Below are 23,161 nucleotides of genomic sequence, written 5' to 3'. Positions count from 1 at the left end.
CTATCTTTATTTAGACCTACCTCAAAATTGATTTATACCTACCTCAAAATTTAGAGATGTCGTAGTCGGCAGATCAGTGATCGTTAAGTTCTCCTTTTGGTCACAAACGGAAATAAAAAAGCGGTGAACTGTGAGGCTCACCGCTTTGTTGATTATAGTCCTTTTCCGTGACAATTCTTATATTTTTTACCGCTTCCGCAAGGGCAAGGGTCATTTCTTCCCACCCGTTTCTCTGCGCGAACGGGTTCGTTGCGTTGAGGTTGCGTGTTGGGTAATGGGGGCATTTGCGGATTATCCGGATTGTCTGTCCTTCCTGTCCGGTAGCGACTCATATCTTGCTTACGTTCGGGTGCGGCTTCTCTGACAGCTACCCGCTGACGGGCTTCCTGCTGATCTGCAGATTCTTCGCGTACGGGAATTTGTCCGCGCATCAGGATGGCTGCCGTTTTACGGTTCATGGCATCCACCATTGTTTTAAACAAGTTGTATGATTCTAATTTGTAGATCAACAATGGATCTTTGTTCTCATAACTTGCATTTTGCACGGAGTGGCGTAACTCATCCATTTCACGAAGATGCTCTTTCCATGATTCATCTATCGTATGTAATGTGATCGCTTTTTGGAAAGATTTGGCGATTGCCTTGCATTCTGTGTCATATGCTTCCTTCAGGTTGCAAGATATATTATATATACGTTTGCCATCGGTGATAGGAATCATGATGTTTTCGTATTGTGCGCCTTGTGTTTCGTAAACTTGTTTGATAACAGGCTGTGCAACTTGAGCCATTCGTTCCATTCTGCGTTTGAACGTTGTCAGTGCTGCATCAAAGAGGTTGTCTTGTAATTTATCTTCTTTTGTATCCTTAAAAACATCTTCAGTAAACGGACTTTCCAACGCAAAGGTTTTGAATAATTCTAATTTGAATCCTTCGTAATCGTTGTCATGTTGATCAAGAATTGCATTGGAGGTGTCATAGATTGTATTCAAAACATCTAATCCGATACGTTCACCCATTAAGGCATGACGGCGGCGAGTATAAATTACGGTACGTTGTGAATTCATCACATCATCATATTCGAGCAAACGCTTACGGATACCAAAGTTGTTTTCTTCAACTTTCTTCTGCGCACGCTCTACAGACTTGCTAAGCATGCTGTGCTCTAACACTTCTCCTTCTTTGAAGCCAAGCTTGTCCATCAGACCGGCTATTTTTTCAGAAGCAAACAGACGCATCAGATCGTCTTCTAATGAGACAAAGAATACGGAAGAACCCGGGTCTCCCTGACGTCCTGCACGACCACGTAACTGTCTGTCCACACGACGGCTTTCGTGACGTTCTGTACCAATGATAGCCAAACCTCCTGCAGCCTTTACTTCGGGAGAAAGTTTGATGTCGGTACCACGACCTGCCATATTTGTCGCAATTGTTACTGTTCCGCTCTTACCGGCTTGCGCTACGATTTCGGCCTCACGTTGATGCAGTTTCGCATTCAATACATTATGTGGAATTTTGCGGAGATTCAACATACGGCTCAGTAATTCCGATATTTCGACGGAGGTAGTACCTACAAGTACCGGACGACCTGCTTCTACCAATGAGCTGATTTCTTCAATAACAGCCGAATATTTTTCGCGTTTCGTTTTATAGATCCGGTCATTCATGTCTTTACGAGCGATTGGACGATTGGTCGGAATAACGACGACATCAAGTTTGTAGATATCCCAAAGTTCACCGGCCTCTGTTTCTGCCGTACCTGTCATACCGGATAATTTGTGGTACATACGGAAATAGTTCTGCAATGTAATCGTTGCAAAAGTCTGCGTGGCAGCCTCAACCTTTACGCCTTCTTTTGCTTCGATAGCCTGATGTAAACCATCCGAATAGCGGCGTCCGTCCATGACACGTCCCGTTTGCTCATCAACAATCATCACCTTATTGTCCATCACAACGTATTCATCGTCTTTCTCAAATAAGGTATAAGCCTTTAATAGCTGGTTGATCGTATGTACACGTTCGCTTTTTACCGAATAGTTAGCTAATATTTCATCTTTCTTAGCTTGTCTTTCTTCTTCACTTTCTGTTTCTTTATCTAATTGAGATAGTTCAGAAGTAATATCGGGTAAGATGAAGAATTCCGGGTCGTCCGTTTTACCGGTAAGCAGATCGATACCTTTGTCGGTCAACTCGATGCTATTATTCTTTTCATCGATTACAAAATAGAGCTCATCGGTAACAAGATGCATATTACGCATGTTGTTTTCCATATAAAAGCTTTCGGTCTTGAGCATGCCGGCCTTGATTCCCGGTTCGCTCAGGAATTTGATAAGTGCTTTATTCTTCGGAAAACCTTTGAATGTACGATAGAGTAGGAGGAATCCTTCTTCTGCTACTTTTTCGTCTGCATTCGCAATTTTTTGTTTTGCTTCAGTTAATAGTTTAGTGCAAAGATTCTTTTGTGCATTTACAACTACTTCTACATTCGGGCGGAACTGTTCGAACAATTGTTCTTCTCCACGAGGAATCGGACCGGAGATGATTAACGGAGTACGAGCATCGTCAATCAAAACAGAGTCCACCTCATCCACAATGGCGTAATTGTGCTTGCGTTGCACTAAGTCATTCGGACTGATCGCCATATTATCACGCAAGTAGTCAAATCCGAATTCATTGTTTGTCCCAAATGTTATATCTGCATTATAAGCCGCACGACGAGCATCTGAGTTTGGCTGATGCTTATCAATACAGTCAACCGACAGCCCGTGAAACATATATAGAGGCCCCATCCATTCAGAGTCACGTTTTGACAGGTAATCGTTCACGGTTACCACATGCACCCCATTACGGGTTAATGCATTCAGGAATACCGGTAAGGTAGCTACTAATGTTTTTCCTTCCCCGGTTGCCATTTCTGCGATTTTACCTTTATGAAGCACAACGCCTCCAAATAACTGAACATCATAGTGAACCATATCCCAGGTGATTTCATTACCACCTGCAGTCCAATGATTCTGATAGATTGCTTTGTCTTCTTCGATACGTACAAAGTCATGTTTAGCCGCTAAGTCACGGTCAAAATCATTTGCCGTTACAACAATCTCGTCGTTTTCAGTAAAACGACGAGCTGTATCTTTTACAATTGAAAAAACTTCAGGAAGGACTTCTTCAAGAATTACTTCCATTTTATCCGTGATCGCTTTCTCAATCTTGTCAACTTCAGCCCAGATCGTTTCACGTTCTTCCAGTTCTTTTTCTTCTATATCTTTACGAAGCTCTTGTACTTTAGCGCGTTCATCGGCTACATAATCCTGAATACGTTGTTTGATTTCGTCTGTTTTAGCGCGCAGTTCATCGTTGGAAAGAGTAACAATCGATGGATAGGCAGCTTTAATCTTGGCGACGTACGGATCAATAGTTTTAAGGTCACGCTGCGACTTATTGCCGAACAGCCTCGTCATGAATTCATTAAATCCCATATGTAATTATTATATTATTTTTTTCGTTATTTTTTATTCGTAAACTCAGAAAGCGGTAATTCTCTGCTTGCATTTGGTGGTCTGATTCTGAGTACGTGGGTTACGGTAGGAGCTACCTCCGTAGCTTTGATCTCGCGGTAGATATGTTCCGGTTTGATACCGTTTCCTAAAAATATAAGTGGTGTAATAACCGCATTGTTGCGAACTACTTTTGGCTTTTCTTTTGATGTTTCATTATTAATAATCCAACCGGGCTGAAGCTCTATAATAAGATCTCCGCGGCCTAAATGATGCGTTCCCTGTCGAAGAGAAGATGTTCCTTCATTCCAATCCCCTGTACGCAAAGCAAAATCAGTCGTTACGTTCTGAACTCCACTGAATTCACGAACGAACTCAGCTGCTTTCATCTGGATTTCAGGCAGACTTATTTTGGCATCTTCAATGCCTTTTCTATTCAGGAATACTTGATTATTATAATACCCCTCAACCCAATTCGTCTGACCATAGACGGCCATAAGATACATGTTAAGCAAAGCCGTGCATCGATTAGGATGGAATTCACCACCACCCAAAAGCATTCCTTCCGGATATTCTTCAATGCTTTTGTAATAGCCACTTCCTGTAAAAACAACCAATGTGTTTGCAAGACCTATTTTCTTGTCGATTGTGTTGAGTAGTTGGCTTATGTCTTTGTCTAATTGATAATAGGTGTCCTGTATCTCATACGTGTATTCTTTGCTCATTGTGCCGCGATAATTTCCGGCATAATAAGTGATCGAAAGCATGTCCGGACAAGATCGCGTACCAAATGCCGCATATTCAAGGAACTGAAGCGCAAGACGATTTATCTCCTTGTTAATATAAGGCGACGTTTTGAGATTGCGATAAGCTGTGCCTGATTTTTCGCTGAATGTATATTTGAAAGGGGTGTCGTCCAGGACATAAGGAAAAGCATTGAAAGAGGTAATGGGTAAGGAGGGTGTCCATGTGATCTGGTCTAAACGGGAGGTAAGAGATTCCTGTCCGTTATTATAACGATCTACATACCAGGGAATTCCTTTGAAATAGGTTGTAGTAGCCCATTTCCCATTATAATCATCCATCCAGAATGCTCCGTTGGCCGCATGTCCCGCAGAGAGAATCGCACTTTCTGCGTCCGGAGCAATTGCAAAAACATCACTTCTTCCTTTAGATGCAATCTTAAGTTCGTCTCCAATAGTAGAGGCTAATAAGGCTTTCGGAGAATAGTTTTCCGGAGTATAATTTCCCAGATAATCCGGATCATTTAGTGAGGATGTCTCTCTGCCTTTTGCGAAATCGTATTTTTTGTCGGAAGCAATTCCATGATAACAGGGATTACTGCCTGTAAATAATGTGGCAAAAGCGCTGGCCTGATCTACATTTGAGAATTCGAAACGAATGTTTTTATACATACGTCCTTCATTCAGCAGTCTTTTAAAGCCACCTTCGCCAAAGGTATTATAAAAGTATTCTATATAATCTCCTCTTAATTGATCGACTGTGATGCAAACCACCAATTTAGGCGCTTGTTGTTGCGCTCCCATGTTGGTGACTGCCAGAATCGCAATCAGCGAGGTTATTAATCTTCTCATCCGTTTTATCTTTTATGCCTGTAAACCACATATGCCGACCGTATCAAAAGGGTCAGAATAAGCGGAATGAAAGCTATGTTCAAATGCTGCGGGATAATAAACCATCCGGGCAGCAAAAGCGTAAGCGCCACAAAGTTAATAAAATGATAGTAATAAGCCGCCTTTGTGAATCTTTTTACTATAATAAGAAGTGCTCCGACTAAATGAAAGGGATGAAGCCAAAGGAGTGACCAATTCGGAAAGACAGCCGGGTGGACAGATATAAAACTGAGGAAGAAGAGGATGCAACCGGCAATACCTGCAACAGTGAAGAGCATAAAATCCAACCATTTAGAATATTTCTTTTTACGCCATCCGAGCCAGGTAATGATAGATATAGTTAACAGAAGAAGGATACTACACAAGAGAGGGCTGATCCATTCTTTGGGATAATTGTTTATCTCCGGATCAAACTTAGCTAAAGATATTGTCTTTTTTACCAAAGGTTTAGTAGTACCATCGGTTGACCGGATTTTTGCTGTTATAAATGCTTCTTCTAGATATTGAGGTAGAAACATTTTCTCATGCAGCGTTGCTATACGATCAGTAGGGCTGCCTAAAGCCAGATCGCATCCGAATGTTTGCCACTTGTGTTCTCTTGTGCAATAATTAATAAGATCCCGAAAAGTGTCTTCATTCTGATTTGCAGAATTATAGATAACTTGTCCGTCAATATGTTGTTCAACCAATATTGCCATTCGCGTTGCACAATTGTCAAAAAAGAAATTGTATCGGTAACCTCTGTTCTCCGGTTGATAATTTATAAGTAGCGCGTTCCAGATACGATTTTTCTCTTCAGTAGTCAGGTTGAGTACTAATTCTGTGACAGAACTTCCCCGCATCTGGTATTCGATAAGGTAGTTAAGGAAATCTGTAACACCTAACTTGTAGTCTGTTTCTCCCTTTGCGAAATTGTAGATAAAATTGGACTTGGAGTCATCAAAAATTCCATAATTGAAAATGACATCGAGCTTATTTCCCGGATCGTTAATGCGCATTGCTGCATGCCCATATAACGTGAAAACAGCATCATGAGAAGGCCCTGAAATTAACACACTAATCTCAGCCTCTTCATTCAGCCTCTTCATTTGTTCTGCGTGGAGTGGGAAGATAAAGGCGAGAAGTAGAAAAAAAAGAACGTACTTTCTCATGTTTTTTCTGCAAATTTAAAAGAAAAAGGCCTTATTCCCTAATGTAGGATAAGACCTTTTCCTATATAATAAATACATTTATAAAGAAAAGCCGTTATTTTTGATTCTTTAATAAGTCGCGTATTTCAGAAAGAAGTTGGATGTCTTCAGCTGGAGGAGCAGGAGGTGCCGGAGCTTCTTCTTTCTTCTTATTTAATTTGTTGATTGCTTTAATGAGTAAGAAAATGGCGAAAGCGATAATCAGAAAATCGAAGGTGGCTTGTATAAACGCACCATAATTCAGGCTGACTTCAGGAACAACAGTTTCGCCAACTGTCTCAGCCTCTTTCAAAACTACTTTGAGACTGGAAAAATTAACACCTCCAACCAATAGTCCGATTACAGGCATAATCAAATCTCCAACAGCCGAAGAAACGATCTTTCCGAAAGCACCACCGATAATTATACCTACCGCCATGTCTATAACATTCCCCCGCATGGCAAATTTCTTGAATTCTTCTAACATAAGTCTGTTTGTTTTAAAGGTTTATATAATGTGTTAAAATGAAATTTCAGTTTTAAATTCGCTCCAGTACAGTTTCTATTAAGCCCGTGATGGTTCCTTTGTATTCTGTGTTCATATTATGATCCACACGTCCGGCAATAATACAACAAACGGTCAGTGCTCGGTGTCCCATTAAGGCCGATAGTCCGGCTAAAGACGAGCTTTCCATTTCATAATTTGTTATTTGATTACCATTGTAATTAAATGCTTCAATTTTTGAATTTAGGGCAGGATCGCTCAGGGGTAATCTTACCTCTCGTCCTTGTGGTCCGTAGAAGCCATTGGCAGCAATCGTGTTTCCTTTTCGAATATCGTTCTTCACGATTTGTTCAACAAGTGAAGGATTGGCTGAAACGACATAAGGTTTTAATCCGTCGATCTTCCAGTCTAATTGTTTCTGCAGTTCGGCCTCAAAAGTAAGATCCCGTACTGTTTCCGAATTAGCATAGAAATATAGTACCCCGTCAAAGCCAATAGACCTTTCTGCAGCAACGTAACTACCAACAGGGAGGTCTGGTTGCAAACTTCCGGAGGTGCCTATTCTGACCAATGTAAGTTGAGTAAGTTTCTCTTTAACCATTCTCGTAGAAAAATCGACATTGACTAAAGCATCCAATTCTGTTAAGACAATATCAATATTGTCTGTCCCGATACCGTGAGAAACTACTGTAATCCTTTTTCCTTTATAAGTTCCGGTGACAGAATGAAATTCTCTACTTGATACTTCGCATTCTTTCGTGTCAAAATAAGCCGCAACCGTATCTACTCTGTCGGGATCGCCGACCAATATTACTTTCTCGGCTACTTGTGCAGGTTTTAAATGAAGATGGAATGCACTCCCATCTTCATTTATTATAAGTTCCGATGCCGGAATAACTCTCATTTGATTAGTCTTTTAACGGTTTAGAAGAACCCGTGCTGGGCTTTGCGATATTTTCACGCATAGAGGTATCAGCTTCGATATTCTTCATTTTATAATAATCCATAATACCTAAGTTTCCACTACGGAATGCTTCGGCCATTGCTTTAGGAACTTCGGCTTCAGCTTCGATTACTTTTGCACGAGCTTCCTGTGCCTTAGCTTTCATTTCCTGTTCGGATGCTACAGCCATAGCACGACGCTCTTCTGCTTTTGCCTGGGCAATGTTCTTGTCTGCTTGTGCCTGATCCATTTGCAGGTAAGCACCAATGTTTTTACCTATATCGATGTCTGCGATGTCAATAGACAAGATTTCGAATGCAGTACCGGCATCTAAGCCTTTACGAAGTACGAGTTTTGAAATAGAGTCCGGATTTTCCAATACCGTTTTGTGACTGTCTGATGAACCGATGGAGGATACGATACCTTCACCTACACGGGCAAGGATTGTTTCTTCTCCTGCACCACCTACTAATTGTTTGATGTTAGCACGCACTGTAACACGAGCTTTGGCAATCAGCTGAATACCGTCTTTTGCTACTGCTGTAACCGGGGGAGTGTCGATCACTTTTGGGTTTACTGACATCTGTACGGCTTCAAATACATCACGACCTGCTAAGTCAATAGCCGTAGCCATCTGAAACGACAAGTCGATATTTGCTTTCGATGCAGAGACGAGAGCGTGAACAACACGTTCTACATGTCCACCTGCAAGATAGTGCGCCTCAAGTTCATCACGTGTCAGGGTTTTTAATCCTGCTTTATGCGCTTCAATCATAGCTCGGGTAATGATGTAAGGCGGAACTTTACGAATCCGCATCAGAAATAATTGTATCAGTGAGATGTTAACTCCTGAAACCTTTGCTGATATCCATAACAGGAAAGGAACATAGTAAAAGAATATTATGAGAAGCAATAACGCCGCTCCTAACAAAAAAACAGGCAAAAAAGATGTTTCCATATTTTTGTTGATTATAGTTGTTAATTTACTGAATCTATTTGTTCTACTATCACATTATAGCCGTCAACACGGACAACTTTTACCGGAGTACCTTCATTGATAAATTCTCCCGTTGACTTTGCCTCTACTGTGATATTATTAATTAAAGCCTTTCCAATAGGTGCAAGTCTGGAGAGTGTTACTCCTTCGTCGCCAGGCATAAGACCTAACTCTCTACTGGAAACTAATTTTGAATCAACATCAGTCTTTAATGCAACACGACTGAATGATTTGGAACGCAGTAACCAAAAGAAAGATCCTCCAAAGAGAACAATAGAGGATACTAAAGTGATATGTCCGATAGTCTGACCTACAGTATAAGCATATATAACACCTCCGATGGCAAATATAGCTCCTCCGAAACCGGCTATTGTGATTCCCGGAAGCAAGAATATTTCTAATAAAAGCAGCAGGATAGCAACAATGATCAGAAAGGCTATAATAAGGATGTCTAAGACCATAGGCTGATTTTATTAGGGGGTTGTTATTCTTTTATTAATGGTTTCGTAAATATTGGATTTCGATATTACGCGCCTGCTTTTCGAGTTCATACGGCTGAGTCAATAATGTTGCCAGCTGTTGTTCTTGTTGCAGAATAGCAGCCGCTAATTGCGTACGTACGGATTGATTTGCTCTTGTGTAAGTAGCCCTGGATTCGTCCAGTTTTTCTTTTAACTCATTGATTTGTTGATTTACATTCAATGCTTTTTCGTAATAGCTTTTGGCTTCCGGACTTTTAATATCTGCTAACGTATAATATACTGTATTGTCATTAATTACAAATTCAAAATCTTTCTGAGGTGCAGATGAGCCTGACGCTTCTTCATATGCCAATTGTATCAGTTGAGAGTAATCAGTCTCCTTCCAGGAATCTCGGATTGAAGTGATCATCGCACGAGCACGCTTTTCTTCAATATTGTCACTCTCAATCCGGCTGCGAGCTGCATCCGGAATAAAAAGATAGATACAAGCTTTACCTTCGGGCTGGAAACGATCGGATACAAACCAACCTAAACCTTTGTTCTCATCTATAACCAATAAATAATCATTGTAGATTGAATTATAAGGCATCCCCATTTGTTCGGGAGTCAGATAAGAGTCCATATTAGTATTATATCTGGTGACAAAAAGGTCATACCCTCCTAATGATTCCTGATTGTTTGAAGCATAATAAATCGTTGCCCCATCCGAGAGAACAAAAGGAAAGCTATTGTCGCTGCCAGAACTGTTTATCGTTTGAGGCAGATGTTTTTCATCCCCCCATTTATCCATCAACTTTGATTGCGTATAAAGATTGTATTTCCCTTCATCATTCGGCTTTCCGTAATAGATGTTTTGCTCTTTCTGATTCATATAAACTGAAGAGAAAACACTGTCGTTTGCCTCAAAGAATTGATTGTAACTTAGCAGAGAACCTGATTCTTCGCTCAATTGATAGGCCTGTAGTATGTCTTGTTTGTCCACAATAATACTGTCGATAATCTGTATATCTTCCACCCGTTCAAGCATCCTTTGCCCTCTTTTAGCCAACTCTTCTTTCGCCTCAAACGCTTCTGTATCTTGTTTCTTCTTTGTCAGAATGGCAATATATTCTTCGTACATTTCCAATGCCTCATCGAAACGATACGTAAGAAAATACAGATCCCCCATGTATCGGAACGATTCTTGTACTTTTCTTTTTACGGCAATTTGTAAGTGTTTTTCTGCCGTTTCATAATCTCCGGTTTCAAAGCAACATACTCCATACCAGTGATTATAGGATGAATTATTCGGGACACGTTGAACCAATCGTTCAAAAGCTGGTTTTGCTTCCGCGTACTGTCCTTCATTATAAAGCTTTTTTGCCTGATCCAGACTTTGTGCCTGTAGTCCTGTACATATAAGAACTACAGATATTATATAAAGCAGTTTTCTTGCAACTCCTTTCTCCATTTTATCTATAATTTATATAGATTCAAAGATAATAATAATTTTAAATTAACAGAGAATCTTCTGTTTAAAGAATGTATGAGGAGATATGTTTAATGACCTTTTCGATTTCATCAGGGTGGAACCAGGTGATATCCGGATCTCTTTTGAACCAGGTCATTTGTTTTCTTGCATATACGCGTGAGTTTCGTTTTATTTTTTCTATGGCAAATTCTAAACTCCACTCATTTTCGATGTATCTGAATAGCTCTTTGTAGCCAACCGTGTTTAATGCATTGAGTTGCCTGAACGGAAAAACTCGTGTGGCTTCTTCCAATAAACCGTCTCCCATCATTTGATCCACTCTTTCATTAATGCGATTGCATAATTCTTCCCGTTCTCTGGTCAGGCCTATTTTTATAATCTTAAAAGGACGCTCTTTTTCTTTATTCGTACGAAAGGATGTGTATGTTTTACCTGTCATCCGGCATACCTCTACGGCATGTATCACTCTTTTGTAATTCATCCTATCTACCACTTCATAATGCTCGGGATCTTTTTCTTTCAGTTCTTCAAGAATAGGAGCTAAACCTTCTTTCTCAAACTGAGAATATATTTCGTCTCTGATTTCGTCAGAAATGGTCGGGATATCATCTATACCTTTACAAACGGCATCAATATACATCATTGATCCGCCTGTCATTACAACATAGTTGTTCGTTTTAAATAATTCTTCTAAAAGAGATAAGCTCTCTTGTTCAAAGTTACTGGCACTATAATAATCCGTTAAGTTCAGGAAGCCAACCATGTGGTGTGGTACGTGCTTTAATTGTTCGGGAGTAGGAGCAGCTGTACCTATGGGTAGGTCTTTATATAACTGTCTGGAATCAGCAGAGATAATCGGAGCACTAAAATGTTCTGCTATACGCAAACTCAATTCAGTTTTCCCAACCCCTGTTGGTCCCAGAAGTACAATTAATGAGTTCATCAAAAACGCTCATCCTCATAAGGATTATCAGCCGGCTCTTCGCCAAATCCTTCAAATCCTTCTTTATCTATTTCGTCAATATTATAATCGGAATCACCATAGAAATCTTCTCCTAAATCTGAAGAAGTAACTTTTGTCTCTACTTCATCGAAATCAATTGTCTGATTTGGAGGTGTACCGACTGATTTGCTGCATACCGGTTCGGTCAGATTTTTTCCCGGAATTATTTCTCTTAATTCCATAAAGAAAGCACGTTCCGTCATATAATCGAATACGTAGAGTAATTTCTGATGTTCATCTTCCAGCAAATCCTCCAATCTGGTATCTTCCATCAAATAGTTATCTACTTCCGAAGATGTGTCCATTTCAATTAAGGTTATTTCGGTTTGTTTGCTCCAATCTTCTTCACATATGAAGAATGAAGCCATCTGATCTTTTGCATAATTTACAGAATCTAAGATTGCATTATGTAAATCAAGAAAAGTCGCGGAGGAATCAATCTTTATTTCCCTTTTAAAATCATCAACTTCATCTGATAAAATTAAAAATCTAAATAGCATAGTTTATTCGTTTTTGTTTGCTTCAAAATTAATAATAAATAATATTCAAACTAATAAATGACAAAAAAAAGAACTACTTCATTTCTGCTAATATGAAGTAGTTCTTTTTTTGTTTTCTGTACGTAGCTTAATCGTCTATCGATCCTCTGACAATCCCGCGAGTAGAAGTTTTTATAAAATCCAAGATGATATTTCTTTCAACACTTGGTTCGTATTCTGTTTCGATACACTTCAGCGCTTCCGTGTTGTTTAAACCTCTTGTATAAAGTGTCCGGTAAATATCCTGTATTAAGTAAACCTGTTGGTTTGTAAATCCTCTGCGTCTAAGGCCTACAATGTTTATTCCACAATATACGATAGGGTCACGACCTATTAACGTATAAGGAGGAATGTCTTTTCCTATACGGGAACCGCCTTGAATCATAACATGCTTAGAAATACGAGTAAACTGGTGCACGAGACATCCTCCGCTTACAATGGCGAAATCATCGATTTCTACTTCACCTGCTATTTGGCAGGCATTGCCTATGATAATATGGTTGTTAAGAACGCAATCATGCGCTATGTGCGAATACGCCATTAACAAACAGTCACTTCCAACTACTGTTTTCCCTTTGGACGCTGTACCTCTGTTGACAGTAACACATTCACGGACTGTCGTATTATCACCAATAATTGCCGTTGTCTCCTCTCCCGCAAATTTCAGGTCCTGAGGAATTCCGGCTATTACAGCTCCGGGGAATATTTTGCAGTTATTTCCGATGCGCGCACCATTCTGTAGAACGGCATGCGTGTATATTCTGCAATTATCACCAACCACAACATCTTTTTCTATAACAGCGAAAGGTTCAATAATTACATTCTTCCCAATTTTTGCATCAGGATGAATAACAGCTAAAGGAGAATGGTTCATTTCTTTTAATTATTATTTGTTTTTTACAATTTGCGCCATGAACTCAGCTTCACATACAAGCTTTTCTCCTACAAATACATGTCCTTTCATTGAAGAAATGCCTCTTCGTATAGGGGCTAATAATTCTAAGCGGAAAAATAAAGTATCACCCGGAACAACCATTTGTCTGAACTTAACTCCATCAATTTTCATGAAATAAGTGGAGTAACGTTCCGGTTCATCCACAGAGTTTAAAACTAAAAGACCGCCGGTTTGTGCCATTGCTTCTACAAGTAAAACGCCAGGCATGACCGGTTCCTGAGGAAAGTGTCCTTGAAAAAACGGTTCATTTACCGTTACGTTCTTTACGCCGACAATGCGTTCACCGCCTAATTCGATGATCTTGTCAACAAGAAGGAACGGATAACGGTGAGGTAATAAATCTTTTATTCTGTTTATATCCATAACAGGAGGTGTGTTCGGATTATAAACAGGCGCTTGAATTTCGTTCAGTTTAATGTCTTTTCTGATCAATTTTGCCAGTTGATTGTTTATCTTGTGTCCCGGTCGTGTAGCTATGATACGTCCTTTGATCGGTTTGCCAATTAAAGCCAAATCACCTATCACGTCAATCAGTTTGTGTCTTGCCGGTTCATTATCATATACCAACGGTTTGTTATTTATATATCCCAACTCATTAATGTTCTTATGGGGGATATTCATTTTGTCAGCCAGCGCATTTAAATCTTCCTGCGCAATCTTCTTATCATAGATCACGATTGCGTTATCTAAATCACCACCTTTGATCAGATTGTTTTTAAGAAGCATTTCTACTTCTCTCACAAACACGAATGTCCTTGACGAGGATATCTGGTCTGCAAACTCAGATAAATCATTTAACGTAGCGAATTGATTGGATAATACCGGTGAATCAAAAGAGATCAATGTGTGCACACTGAAATTATCATCCGGCACAATAATTAATGAAGAACCGGTTTCCTCGTCCTTAACTTCAATTTTTTGTTTTACAATATAGTAATCCTTAGGAGCATTCTGCTCGATTACACCGGACTCTTTGATGCTTTGAGTAAAATAAAATGAACTTCCGTCTAAAATCGGAAATTCCGGTGCGTCAACTTCGATCAGGCAGTTGTCTATCTCAAAAGCATAAAGAGCTGCCATAGCATGCTCGATAGTACTGATCTGTATTCCATTTTTAGAAATGACCGTTCCACGCTGCGTCCCGATAACGTTTTCTGCGAGCGCATCAATAACAGGAGTGTCTTCTAAATCTATACGCTTAATCTTGTATCCATGATTCTCAGGGGCAGGATTAAATGTAATATGAATATCTAATCCTGTATGTAATCCCTTGCCCTCAAGAGAAAAGCTTTTCGCAAGCGTTTTTTGTTTTTGCATACTATTCGTTAATTGTTTATTTATTTCTTTCTTTTTTCAACAGTTCGACCTCTCGTTGTAATTCTCCGATAGTGCGATAAATGTCCGGAAGTTTTCCAAAGACAGCACTTGATCGGAAAAACAACTTTGAGTCTATGGCAGGAGCTCCTAATAATGTTTTACCTTCTTTTACGTCGCTGATAACTCCGGCTTGTGCGCCCAACGACACTCTGTCTGCTATTTTTATATGTCCGGCAAGTCCTGCCTGTCCGCCTAACATACAATGTTTCCCTATTTTAACAGAACCCGCAATTCCAACCTGAGCAGCCATTACCGTATTTTCCCCGACTTCAACATTGTGGGCAATCTGAACTAAATTGTCTAATTTAACCCCTTTGCGGATAACCGTTGAGTCCATAACGGCTCTGTCTATTGTCGTATTGGCTCCTATTTCTACATCATCCTCAATAATAACATTTCCTAACTGAGGTATTTTCTTATAAATATCACCTTCCGGTGCAAATCCGAATCCATCAGCTCCAACTACTGATCCGGCATGAAAGATACAGCTTTTTCCGATATAACAATCACTATAGATTGTGACATGCGGATAAATAACTGTGTTTTCTCCGATGGAAACATGATCTCCGATATAAGCGTGAGGGTATATTTTACAACCTTTGCCTATTTTGGTATTCTCACCGATATAGGCAAAATTGCCTACATAACAATCTTCTCCAACAACAGCTGTTGCAGCAATAAAGGCGGTAGATGCCACTCCTGTTTTGCTGTTTTTGGCATTTTCAACCAAGTTCATTAAAACAGCAAGTGAAGAATAAGCATTTTCAACTTTAATTAAAGTCGTTTTTAGTTCTTTTGATGGAACAAAGTCCTTATTTACTAAAACAATGCTTGCTTCAGTGGCATAGATATAATGTTCGTATTTAGGATTAGCCAGAAAACTAAGCGTTCCCGGTTTCCCTTCTTCTATCTTGGAAAAGTTATTCACCCGCACATCCGGATTGCCTTCTACAACCCCATTCAAAACACTCGCTATTTCCTGAGCAGAAAACTCCATCTTACTTAATATATTAGAAGTATATAATCTTACAATTTATAGTCTTATTTGGAAAGACAGCCTGCAAATTTGGTAAAAATATTGCAATTAGACTATAGCAGCCTATTAATAAATTCCTTTATCTTGCAAATATCCAGCCATTTCCTGTTGTACAACAGCAGCAGACTCGCCGGCAATACGGGCAAAATCTTCTGAACTGTCTGCATAAATTACAGCTCTTGATGAGTTCACCAACAGACCGCAATCTTCATTCATTCCATATTCAGCAACCTCCTTAAGACTTCCGCCCTGTGCTCCAACACCGGGTACGAGGAGGAAATGTCTGGGGGCTATTTTACGAACTTCCTCAAATGTTTTTCCATGCGTTGCACCTACTACATACATCATCTGATCTTCATTCGCCCATTCCTGAGATTTTTTCAAGACCGTTTCGAACAATAATTCTCCGTATTCATTCTTAATCATTTGAAAGTCCTGAGAACCTTTGTTGGATGTAAGAGCCAATAAAATAACCCAACTTCCCGGATAAATAAGGAACGGTTTCACACTATCTTCCCCCATATAAGGAGCAACTGTTACAGCATTCACTTTCATATAATCAAAGAAAGAACGTGCATACATTTCAGACGTATTACCTATGTCACCCCGTTTTGCGTCAGCAATAATAAACTGATCAGGATATTTGCTTTTGATATAGTCAACCGTTTTTTCTAAAGCAAGCAATCCGGAAACGCCCGTACTTTCATAAAATGCCAGATTAGGCTTATAAGCTACGCAATAACGAGCAGTCGCATCAATAATTGCTTTGTTAAATGCAAATATGGGATCCTCTTCTTTCAAAAGATGAGGCGGGATTTTTTTTATGTCGGTATCTAATCCTACACAGAGAAAAGATTGTTTTCTTTTTATGTTTTTAATTAATTCTTGTCGTGTCATAGTTCTTCTTTTATATTTATTTTTTGAACACTCCATACTTGTGGTATGAAAGATTGCCCATCTTTATTTTCAAAAGATTCTACCTCCAGACGAACCGTCAGGCGAATCTGTTCCCTCTCGCTGATTTCTTTTATGACTATCTCTCCGGTATGCGTACCCGCTTGTAGATCTGTCCGATCACATTCAATCCGGAAATACACTACTCTGCCTGGATCAATACCATTATTTTGACTATTGTCTATTTTGATCCAGTCAGGAGCAGAACTAATATAGAAAAAGAACGTTTGATATCCCTGATTTGTGAAAGTGAGGAGTTTAGAGGTATTCAATTTACCAAAGTCGATGATCGTAGGCTTTATTTGTATGATTGAGGAGTAGGGAATCTCAAAAGAGGTGCGTATTTCTACTTGCCCAACATTTTCTATCGTAAAGCCGAATATGCAGTCAGGATAGTTAAATGTCCAGGATTCATCAAGATGATAAGATAATGTAATTATGTCATCATTCGCTTTGCCCTGAAACTCAGTATGCTTCATCCATAAAGGAAATATGGCTACTGAAAAATTGTTGTTTCCCGCGCCTGGTATTTTAAATGATATTTGTTGTATTTCTTCTTTTTGCTGAGGTGCTTCAACTGTCACATACAAGCTTGTTTCCGGATTCCATGCACTTTCTTTTAAAAAATCATCGCTACATCCGCTAAGAAAATAACTCAAAGCAATCAATAGTATAAAATAATAGAATGTGTTTGTTTTCATGGCTTTAAATTATAAGTAAAAACGAATATTGAATGATAAATTCAGATTAGAAATATTATCGCTCGAATCGCCTAAATCCGTTTTCCATGTATCGTATCCATTATTATATTTGATCTTTTTAAAAGAAGATCCGAATACCCCTAAATCACATCCTAAAGAAACGTATTGCTTTAAATAATATTCAAGTCCTAAAGAAGCAAAAAGCCCTGCAGAACTGCTTGTTCCCAGAAGCGGATAATCTAATGTTGTTTGTTCAATACGCAGGTGACTATATCCCATAGAGAAAAGTCCTGTGAAAAATAGTCTTCTGTTATTCCCTATTTTGCTTTTTGTAAAAAAAGAAGGACCGATATAATTTATTAAATACTTGAAATTGATATCTCCAACGACGTTTGTCAATCCGTCTCCATTCATGTTTATCACTAAATCATTGATGTTTCCGTCGGATTGTGCGTATTGATATTTTAAACCAATTCCCCATCCGGATTGAAACAGATAATGTACATCTCCACCAAATTGAAGTTGCCATTTGAGTTTGTCAACCCCCTTTTTTGCCTTGTCGTATTCTACTCCTAATTGCTCAAATGCCTTTGCCGTTTCTTTAGTACTGGCCATTAAATAGCCTGTTCCCATGGATACGCCTATTCGCCATTTCTCTGTTTTGTTAACTACTTCCTGCGCCTTCAGAATAGTTGTAGCTTGTAAAATCAACAAGAATACGATGGTAAGTCGTTTCATAATTAAATCAGATTATAATTCCGCTTCTTTTAAACGTTCTGCATTTTCTGCAATGATCAACTTATCAATTACGTCTTGAATATTTCCATCCATAAAAGAAGACAAGTTATAGATTGTGTAATTTATCCGGTGATCAGTAATACGTCCTTGCGGATAATTATAGGTACGTATCTTAGCCGAACGGTCGCCCGAAGAAACCATTGTCTTACGCTTCCCTGCTATTTCATCTAAGTATTTCTGATACTCCATATTGTATATACGGCTTCTCAGCTCGATTAGCGCCTTTGCTTTGTTTTTTAATTGCGATTTTTCATCCTGACATTGAACAGCTATACCGGTCGGTATATGCACAAGACGTACCGCAGAGTAGGTTGTGTTGACCGATTGACCACCATGTCCGGATGCGCAGAAAATATCTGTCCGGATATCAGACTCTTTTATTTCCACGTCAAATTCATCGGCTTCAGGCAAAACGGCAACTGTAGCGGCGGAGGTATGTACCCTTCCTTGAGTTTCTGTCTGCGGAATACGTTGAACGCGATGAACGCCGGATTCATACTTCAATGTTCCATAAACGTTCTCGCCCGTTACCGTAAAAATAACTTCTTTAAAACCTCCGGAGGTTCCTTCCGTACTACTGGTCTGTTCCACTCTCCATCCTTTGTTCTCGCAATACTTTACATACATACGATATAAATCACCTGCAAAGATTGCTGCTTCATCACCACCGGTTCCTCCACGGATCTCAACGATAGCATTTTTATCATCTTGCGGATCTGTCGGAATTAATAGAAGTTTAATTTCTTCTTCTAACTCAGGGATGCGATTACTGCATTGCTCCAATTCCTCACGGGCAATCTCTCTCATCTCGGCATCCTGTTCAGTATCTAATATTGTTTTGGCTTCAGCAACTCCATCCAGCATACGTTTGTATTCTGAACGTGCTTTGTTGATTTTTTCCAACTCGCGGTATTCTTTGTTTAGCTTAACAAACCGCTTCATGTCTGAAATGACTCCCGGATCAGTGATTAATGTGCCTACTTCTTCAAATCGGCTCACTAACCCGTCCAATCTTTTTAATAAATCACTCTCTGCCATTCGTATCTTTTAATATAAGAAACGTCCTTTTTCGCTTTCTATTATAAGTTCGTTCTTTTCCGCTTCCTCTACGAAGCCAACAATTTGAGCATCTACACCGAATGACTTGCTGATTGAAATTACTTCTTCAGCATATTCAGGAGCAAGATAAATCTCCATCCGATGTCCCATATTGAACACCTTGTACATCTCATCCCAAGCTGTTCCGCTCTGTTCATGAATAATACGGAACAACGGTGGAATAGGGAAGAGGTTGTTCTTAGTTACCCGTTTGTTTTTTACGAAGTGAAGTATTTTAGTTTGCGCTCCCCCCGAACAATGTACCATTCCATGTATTTGCGGACGTAATTGATCCAGTAATTTTTTGATAATCGGTGCGTACGTACGCGTAGGAGACAAAACTAATTTGCCGGCATCGATACCCAATTCAGTAATCTGATCGGTCAATTTTAACCCTCCCGAATAAATCAATTCTGACGGAACATGCGGATCGTAACTTTCCGGATATTTCTCAGCCAGATATTTTGAAAATACATCATGTCGGGCAGAGGTAAGTCCGTTACTTCCCATGCCTCCATTGTATTCTTTCTCATAGGTTGCCTGTCCGGAAGAAGATAGCCCAACAATGATATCGCCTGCCTGGATATTTTTATTATCAATTACATCACTTCGTTTCATGCGACAAGTAACCGTGCTATCTACAATAATGGTACGAACCAAATCGCCCACATCGGCTGTCTCGCCACCAGTAGCATAGCAACCAACCCCCAGTTCCTGTAATTCAGAAAGAAGCTCATCCGTTCCATTAATAATGGCAGAAATAACCTCTCCCGGAATCAATAACTTATTTCGTCCGATCGTAGAAGAAACCAGAATATTATCTGTTGCGCCTACACAAAGTAAATCATCGACATTCATGATGAGTGCGTCCTGAGCAATCCCTTTCCATACGGACAGATCACCGGTTTCCTTCCAATAAAGATAAGCCAGCGAAGACTTTGTTCCAGCACCATCCGCATGCATAATATTGCAATACTCCGGATCACCACCCAGAATATCCGGAATTATTTTACAAAAAGCCTGAGGAAATATTCCTTTATCAATATTCTTTATGGCATTATGCACATCTTCTTTCGAAGCCGAAACGCCACGCATTTTATAACGTTGGTTATCCATTATCCTTAATTCTTTGGAATGCAAAGGTAATATTTTTCTCTTATAAGTTAAGGACGGTTCATAACGATTCTCTACTATGTATAGAATGCCGTTCCTTTCTCCAAACTATAACCCAAAACGCGAGGTGTCTATATTGGATGATTTTTTTTCTTTGTAACCTCCGATATTGTACCTTATTGAAACTAAAAATCTTCTGGAATCGTTGTTGATTATTTGGTTGTAATTCTGATTTTGTATGTTTGTCAACGTCCTTCCTCTTCGTCCATTTAATAGATCATCCCCAACCATGCTCAACTTCAAGCGTTCATTTACAGTCCAAACGATACCCGTCGAAAGATTATACATGGGTTTTATATCATAAATTCCTTGTATGGATTTTGTTGCATAAAACCCATTAAGCTGAATCGATAGATTTTTTTTAGTGTTTAAATAAAAATTATTATTCATTGAGATCCGCCCAAACATCTTCTTTCTATCGAAAAAAACATCTTCCAACACACCTTTATCAGAAATAAGAAAACCTGATAATGTTAATTTAGAATCAATCACTTGACCAATTTTAAATGGCAAAACCGCCATACTACCAAACGTATTATGTTTATCAAGATTGATTACTTTATATGTAGCCTGCAACTTATCCGAAGATTGATATAAAGATTGTTGTATATAATCTGAAGAAACATTGCCAAATAACTGAAAGATGTACTTACCCCTTAAAATAAAATTTAATCTTCCAGAGTATATTTTGGATGGTTTAATATTAGGATTCCCTTCGATGGCAACATAATAATTCATATAAGTAATATTGGGTGTTGTCTGCCAATATGACGGGTAGCGCCTTTCGCTTAACACAGAGAATTGGAGGATCTTCATCGGAGCAATTCTATAAACCATTGTGATAGTAGGGTATAAGTTCCAATCTTGCCAAATCGTCTGGTTGATATCGCCGGAAGCAATATTCGCTTCATAATATTCCAATAACATATTAGCGTTTACTGTAAATTTCTTACCGAAATTTTGTGACCAACCAACAAAACCATCAACAGAATACTCTGATTGCTCTTGTGAAAAAACATTATCCGGTTTGTTGTTGATAAACGTGGATTGATCATTATCGGAATGATTCATTTTTGTATTAATGCCATATGATAATTTTAGGTTTTTCATTAAAACATGCTCATTACTCATATAGAATGAAGCTTGATTAACAATTTGTTTGGAATTTGATATAATACTATCTGACGTTTGTTCTCTTGAATTAATTAAATATTGATCTTTTTTGTTATTATAATATGAGTAATCAGCGCCAATAAGTAGGTTGTTATGAGAATAATTAATTGATACACTATGTAAATCAGATGGCCCCTTTCTTTTATTTACAGATTTAATATATTGATCTTCATCAACAACGATCAACCCATTTCTTTTTGTATCAGACCTGTTTATATTAGCATTATACGAAAAACTTATTACATCTTTATTTTTCAGATCATAATCAAAAGATAAACCAATATTATGCGTTTTATACTTCGTTTTAGAATTGTTTTCTAATGAAATGTGGTGTGATTCATTGTTTAACAAATGAAAAGCATCCAATTTTTCACTTGGGTTAGCATTGTCGTATCGGAATAAATATACAACATTTAATAAGGATTTTTCATTAGCGGATGAATATGAAAACCCCGTTGATGGCGAAAAGCAATGCGCCTGATTTCCTTCTAATATTATTTGTGCTTTTCTTTCTCTTTTTGTTGTTCTATAATTATCAATTAATATGTTTATGGATGAACCATTAACCCCGTACTTTGGAGGGGTCACATACAATAATTCCACTCTTTTTATATGTTCAGGAGGGACACTTTTTAAATATTCAACTATCTGTTCGAACGACATTGAACTTACTCTATTATTGATTATTATTGTTGTGGAGTTAGCTCCAATTATACTAATCCTATCACCATTTTTTTCCACACCTGGTATTTCTCCCAAAATATCAAAAGCACTATTTATGGGTCGTTGTTGTATAAGAGTTGGAACATCGAAAGACAGCTTTCCATCATCAATTTTCACAATTGGTCTACTCGCTGTTATTTTAACCTCATTAAGAATTTGAATACTTTCATCTAAAATGTAGTCTGCTTTACTATCAAGTAAGGCTGTATATATAGTATCCTTATAACCTAAGCACGTAAGTTTTATATATAGGTCTTTTTTATTCATATTTTCTATTATAAATTCACCATCTTGATTTGTAATGGTTCCGGTTATAAGTGTAGAATCTCTCGTATCATATAAAACTACATTTACTAATTCAATCACTTCTCCTTTATTATTTATGACTCGACCTAATATTTGTTGAGCATAAGTTTGCATATTAACCGATATCATTATAATTAAAATAACATGTTTCATAATCGTATTATATTTGAATCTATTCTACTGATACTTATTCTAATATTATGTTTTTCATCACTACTGAAAATTGATCTGTTTTTGTCTTTGTATATTCATAAACACGAGAAAATCGAGCCCATTTAGTAAATCCAATTTGGTCGTATTATCAGATCAAATGAAAGAACAGTTAGAGGTGATAAAACAAGGTTTGATCGCCTAAAAATAACCATTTTTTTGGATATTGAAAATCAATAGAAAAACAGGCGTAAAAATATAAAGGATATTTTCGGAAAAATAAAGGATATTTTTGCAATTATATCCTTTATTTTTTTACGTGTTACTTGCTTGAAAAAACGGATCAGTCCGAAACCCCGGTTGTTATTACACTTGGATTATGTCGTTTTTAATGGGATTACCTCGATAGGTTAAAACAAATCGTGGACAGCAAATATAAAAAAGTGAAATAAAAAACAAAATAATAGCAAAATTTATCAT

Annotated in this window: 19 protein-coding genes; all 19 read right to left on the bottom strand. The window is 38.4% G+C overall.

Translation table 11 applies throughout. The features are described 5' to 3' along the window. Nucleotides 1–152: 152 nt before the first annotated feature. Nucleotides 153–3,476, bottom strand: coding sequence for a preprotein translocase subunit SecA (gene secA / locus PHT93_RS07845; RefSeq protein ID WP_300241493.1), 3,324 nt, complete (start codon nt 3,474–3,476; stop codon nt 153–155). 26 nt (nt 3,477–3,502) lie between these two features. Next, nucleotides 3,503–5,089, bottom strand: coding sequence for an alkaline phosphatase family protein (locus tag PHT93_RS07840; RefSeq protein WP_300241491.1), 1,587 nt, complete (start codon nt 5,087–5,089; stop codon nt 3,503–3,505). A 5-nt stretch (nt 5,090–5,094) separates the two neighbouring features. Further along, complete coding sequence (locus PHT93_RS07835) at nt 5,095–6,279, bottom strand: DUF4105 domain-containing protein (RefSeq protein WP_300241488.1); 1,185 nt, start codon at nt 6,277–6,279, stop codon at nt 5,095–5,097. Between the two features lie 94 nt (nt 6,280–6,373). After that, nucleotides 6,374–6,784, bottom strand: a complete 411-nt coding sequence (gene mscL, locus PHT93_RS07830) for a large-conductance mechanosensitive channel protein MscL (RefSeq protein ID WP_300241486.1) — start codon at nt 6,782–6,784, stop codon at nt 6,374–6,376. Nucleotides 6,785–6,836: 52 nt separating this feature from the next. Further along, a complete protein-coding gene (locus PHT93_RS07825) occupies nt 6,837–7,706 on the bottom strand; it encodes a nucleoside phosphorylase (protein WP_300241484.1) in 870 nt (289 codons plus the stop codon). 4 nt (nt 7,707–7,710) lie between these two features. Beyond that, entirely contained in the window at nt 7,711–8,703 is a 993-nt protein-coding gene (gene floA / locus PHT93_RS07820; protein WP_300241482.1) for a flotillin-like protein FloA, read from the bottom strand. A gap of 20 nt (nt 8,704–8,723) precedes the next feature. Next, nucleotides 8,724–9,203 carry an NfeD family protein gene (locus PHT93_RS07815; protein WP_300241479.1) on the bottom strand — a complete coding sequence of 160 codons (480 nt, stop codon included), beginning with the start codon at nt 9,201–9,203 and terminating at the stop codon, nt 8,724–8,726. A 34-nt stretch (nt 9,204–9,237) separates the two neighbouring features. Next, a complete protein-coding gene (locus PHT93_RS07810; RefSeq protein ID WP_300241478.1) occupies nt 9,238–10,674 on the bottom strand; it encodes a tetratricopeptide repeat protein in 1,437 nt (478 codons plus the stop codon). A gap of 64 nt (nt 10,675–10,738) precedes the next feature. Then, entirely contained in the window at nt 10,739–11,638 is a 900-nt protein-coding gene (gene miaA, locus PHT93_RS07805) for a tRNA (adenosine(37)-N6)-dimethylallyltransferase MiaA (RefSeq protein WP_300241476.1), read from the bottom strand. Next, the gene (locus tag PHT93_RS07800; protein ID WP_300241474.1) at nt 11,638–12,198 is read right to left on the bottom strand and encodes a hypothetical protein; all 561 of its coding nucleotides are present in this window, start codon (nt 12,196–12,198) and stop codon (nt 11,638–11,640) included. Before PHT93_RS07800 ends, miaA begins: the two co-directional genes overlap by 1 nt. 127 nt (nt 12,199–12,325) lie before the next feature. Continuing rightward, nucleotides 12,326–13,111 (bottom strand): acyl-ACP--UDP-N-acetylglucosamine O-acyltransferase, encoded by a 786-nt coding sequence (gene lpxA / locus PHT93_RS07795; RefSeq protein WP_300241472.1) that lies wholly within the window; start codon nt 13,109–13,111, stop codon nt 12,326–12,328. A gap of 12 nt (nt 13,112–13,123) precedes the next feature. Further along, a complete protein-coding gene (locus tag PHT93_RS07790) occupies nt 13,124–14,509 on the bottom strand; it encodes a bifunctional UDP-3-O-[3-hydroxymyristoyl] N-acetylglucosamine deacetylase/3-hydroxyacyl-ACP dehydratase (RefSeq protein WP_300241471.1) in 1,386 nt (461 codons plus the stop codon). 16 nt (nt 14,510–14,525) lie between these two features. After that, the gene (lpxD, locus tag PHT93_RS07785; protein ID WP_300241468.1) at nt 14,526–15,566 is read right to left on the bottom strand and encodes a UDP-3-O-(3-hydroxymyristoyl)glucosamine N-acyltransferase; all 1,041 of its coding nucleotides are present in this window, start codon (nt 15,564–15,566) and stop codon (nt 14,526–14,528) included. Between the two features lie 105 nt (nt 15,567–15,671). Continuing rightward, nucleotides 15,672–16,502, bottom strand: a complete 831-nt coding sequence (pyrF, locus tag PHT93_RS07780; RefSeq protein WP_300241465.1) for an orotidine-5'-phosphate decarboxylase — start codon at nt 16,500–16,502, stop codon at nt 15,672–15,674. Beyond that, a complete protein-coding gene (locus PHT93_RS07775; protein WP_300241463.1) occupies nt 16,499–17,260 on the bottom strand; it encodes a hypothetical protein in 762 nt (253 codons plus the stop codon). Before PHT93_RS07775 ends, pyrF begins: the two co-directional genes overlap by 4 nt. 9 nt (nt 17,261–17,269) lie before the next feature. After that, the gene (locus PHT93_RS07770; RefSeq protein WP_300241460.1) at nt 17,270–17,998 is read right to left on the bottom strand and encodes a hypothetical protein; all 729 of its coding nucleotides are present in this window, start codon (nt 17,996–17,998) and stop codon (nt 17,270–17,272) included. A gap of 12 nt (nt 17,999–18,010) precedes the next feature. Next, nucleotides 18,011–19,096: a peptide chain release factor 1 gene (prfA, locus tag PHT93_RS07765; protein WP_300241458.1), complete on the bottom strand. Its 1,086-nt coding sequence runs from the start codon at nt 19,094–19,096 to the stop codon at nt 18,011–18,013. A gap of 9 nt (nt 19,097–19,105) precedes the next feature. Further along, nucleotides 19,106–20,272: an AIR synthase related protein gene (locus PHT93_RS07760; protein ID WP_300241456.1), complete on the bottom strand. Its 1,167-nt coding sequence runs from the start codon at nt 20,270–20,272 to the stop codon at nt 19,106–19,108. A gap of 105 nt (nt 20,273–20,377) precedes the next feature. Beyond that, nucleotides 20,378–22,684: an outer membrane beta-barrel family protein gene (locus PHT93_RS07755; protein WP_300241453.1), complete on the bottom strand. Its 2,307-nt coding sequence runs from the start codon at nt 22,682–22,684 to the stop codon at nt 20,378–20,380. Between the last annotated feature and the right edge of the window lie 477 nt (nt 22,685–23,161).

This window comes from Massilibacteroides sp. (genome assembly GCF_028705895.1).
Lineage (GTDB): Bacteria > Bacteroidota > Bacteroidia > Bacteroidales > Tannerellaceae > Massilibacteroides.
Note: the sequence above shows the minus strand (reverse complement) of the source record. Positions and strands in the feature narration are given on the sequence as shown.

Coding starts and splice junctions, on each gene's coding strand:
- secA (WP_300241493.1), bottom strand. CDS start 3,476: ATGGGATTTAATGAATTCATGACGAGGCTGTTCGGCAATAAGTCGCAG.
- PHT93_RS07840 (WP_300241491.1), bottom strand. CDS start 5,089: ATGAGAAGATTAATAACCTCGCTGATTGCGATTCTGGCAGTCACCAAC.
- PHT93_RS07835 (WP_300241488.1), bottom strand. CDS start 6,279: ATGAGAAAGTACGTTCTTTTTTTTCTACTTCTCGCCTTTATCTTCCCA.
- mscL (WP_300241486.1), bottom strand. CDS start 6,784: ATGTTAGAAGAATTCAAGAAATTTGCCATGCGGGGGAATGTTATAGAC.
- PHT93_RS07825 (WP_300241484.1), bottom strand. CDS start 7,706: ATGAGAGTTATTCCGGCATCGGAACTTATAATAAATGAAGATGGGAGT.
- floA (WP_300241482.1), bottom strand. CDS start 8,703: ATGGAAACATCTTTTTTGCCTGTTTTTTTGTTAGGAGCGGCGTTATTG.
- PHT93_RS07815 (WP_300241479.1), bottom strand. CDS start 9,203: ATGGTCTTAGACATCCTTATTATAGCCTTTCTGATCATTGTTGCTATC.
- PHT93_RS07810 (WP_300241478.1), bottom strand. CDS start 10,674: ATGGAGAAAGGAGTTGCAAGAAAACTGCTTTATATAATATCTGTAGTT.
- miaA (WP_300241476.1), bottom strand. CDS start 11,638: ATGAACTCATTAATTGTACTTCTGGGACCAACAGGGGTTGGGAAAACT.
- PHT93_RS07800 (WP_300241474.1), bottom strand. CDS start 12,198: ATGCTATTTAGATTTTTAATTTTATCAGATGAAGTTGATGATTTTAAA.
- lpxA (WP_300241472.1), bottom strand. CDS start 13,111: ATGAACCATTCTCCTTTAGCTGTTATTCATCCTGATGCAAAAATTGGG.
- PHT93_RS07790 (WP_300241471.1), bottom strand. CDS start 14,509: ATGCAAAAACAAAAAACGCTTGCGAAAAGCTTTTCTCTTGAGGGCAAG.
- lpxD (WP_300241468.1), bottom strand. CDS start 15,566: ATGGAGTTTTCTGCTCAGGAAATAGCGAGTGTTTTGAATGGGGTTGTA.
- pyrF (WP_300241465.1), bottom strand. CDS start 16,502: ATGACACGACAAGAATTAATTAAAAACATAAAAAGAAAACAATCTTTT.
- PHT93_RS07775 (WP_300241463.1), bottom strand. CDS start 17,260: ATGAAAACAAACACATTCTATTATTTTATACTATTGATTGCTTTGAGT.
- PHT93_RS07770 (WP_300241460.1), bottom strand. CDS start 17,998: ATGAAACGACTTACCATCGTATTCTTGTTGATTTTACAAGCTACAACT.
- prfA (WP_300241458.1), bottom strand. CDS start 19,096: ATGGCAGAGAGTGATTTATTAAAAAGATTGGACGGGTTAGTGAGCCGA.
- PHT93_RS07760 (WP_300241456.1), bottom strand. CDS start 20,272: ATGGATAACCAACGTTATAAAATGCGTGGCGTTTCGGCTTCGAAAGAA.
- PHT93_RS07755 (WP_300241453.1), bottom strand. CDS start 22,684: ATGAAACATGTTATTTTAATTATAATGATATCGGTTAATATGCAAACT.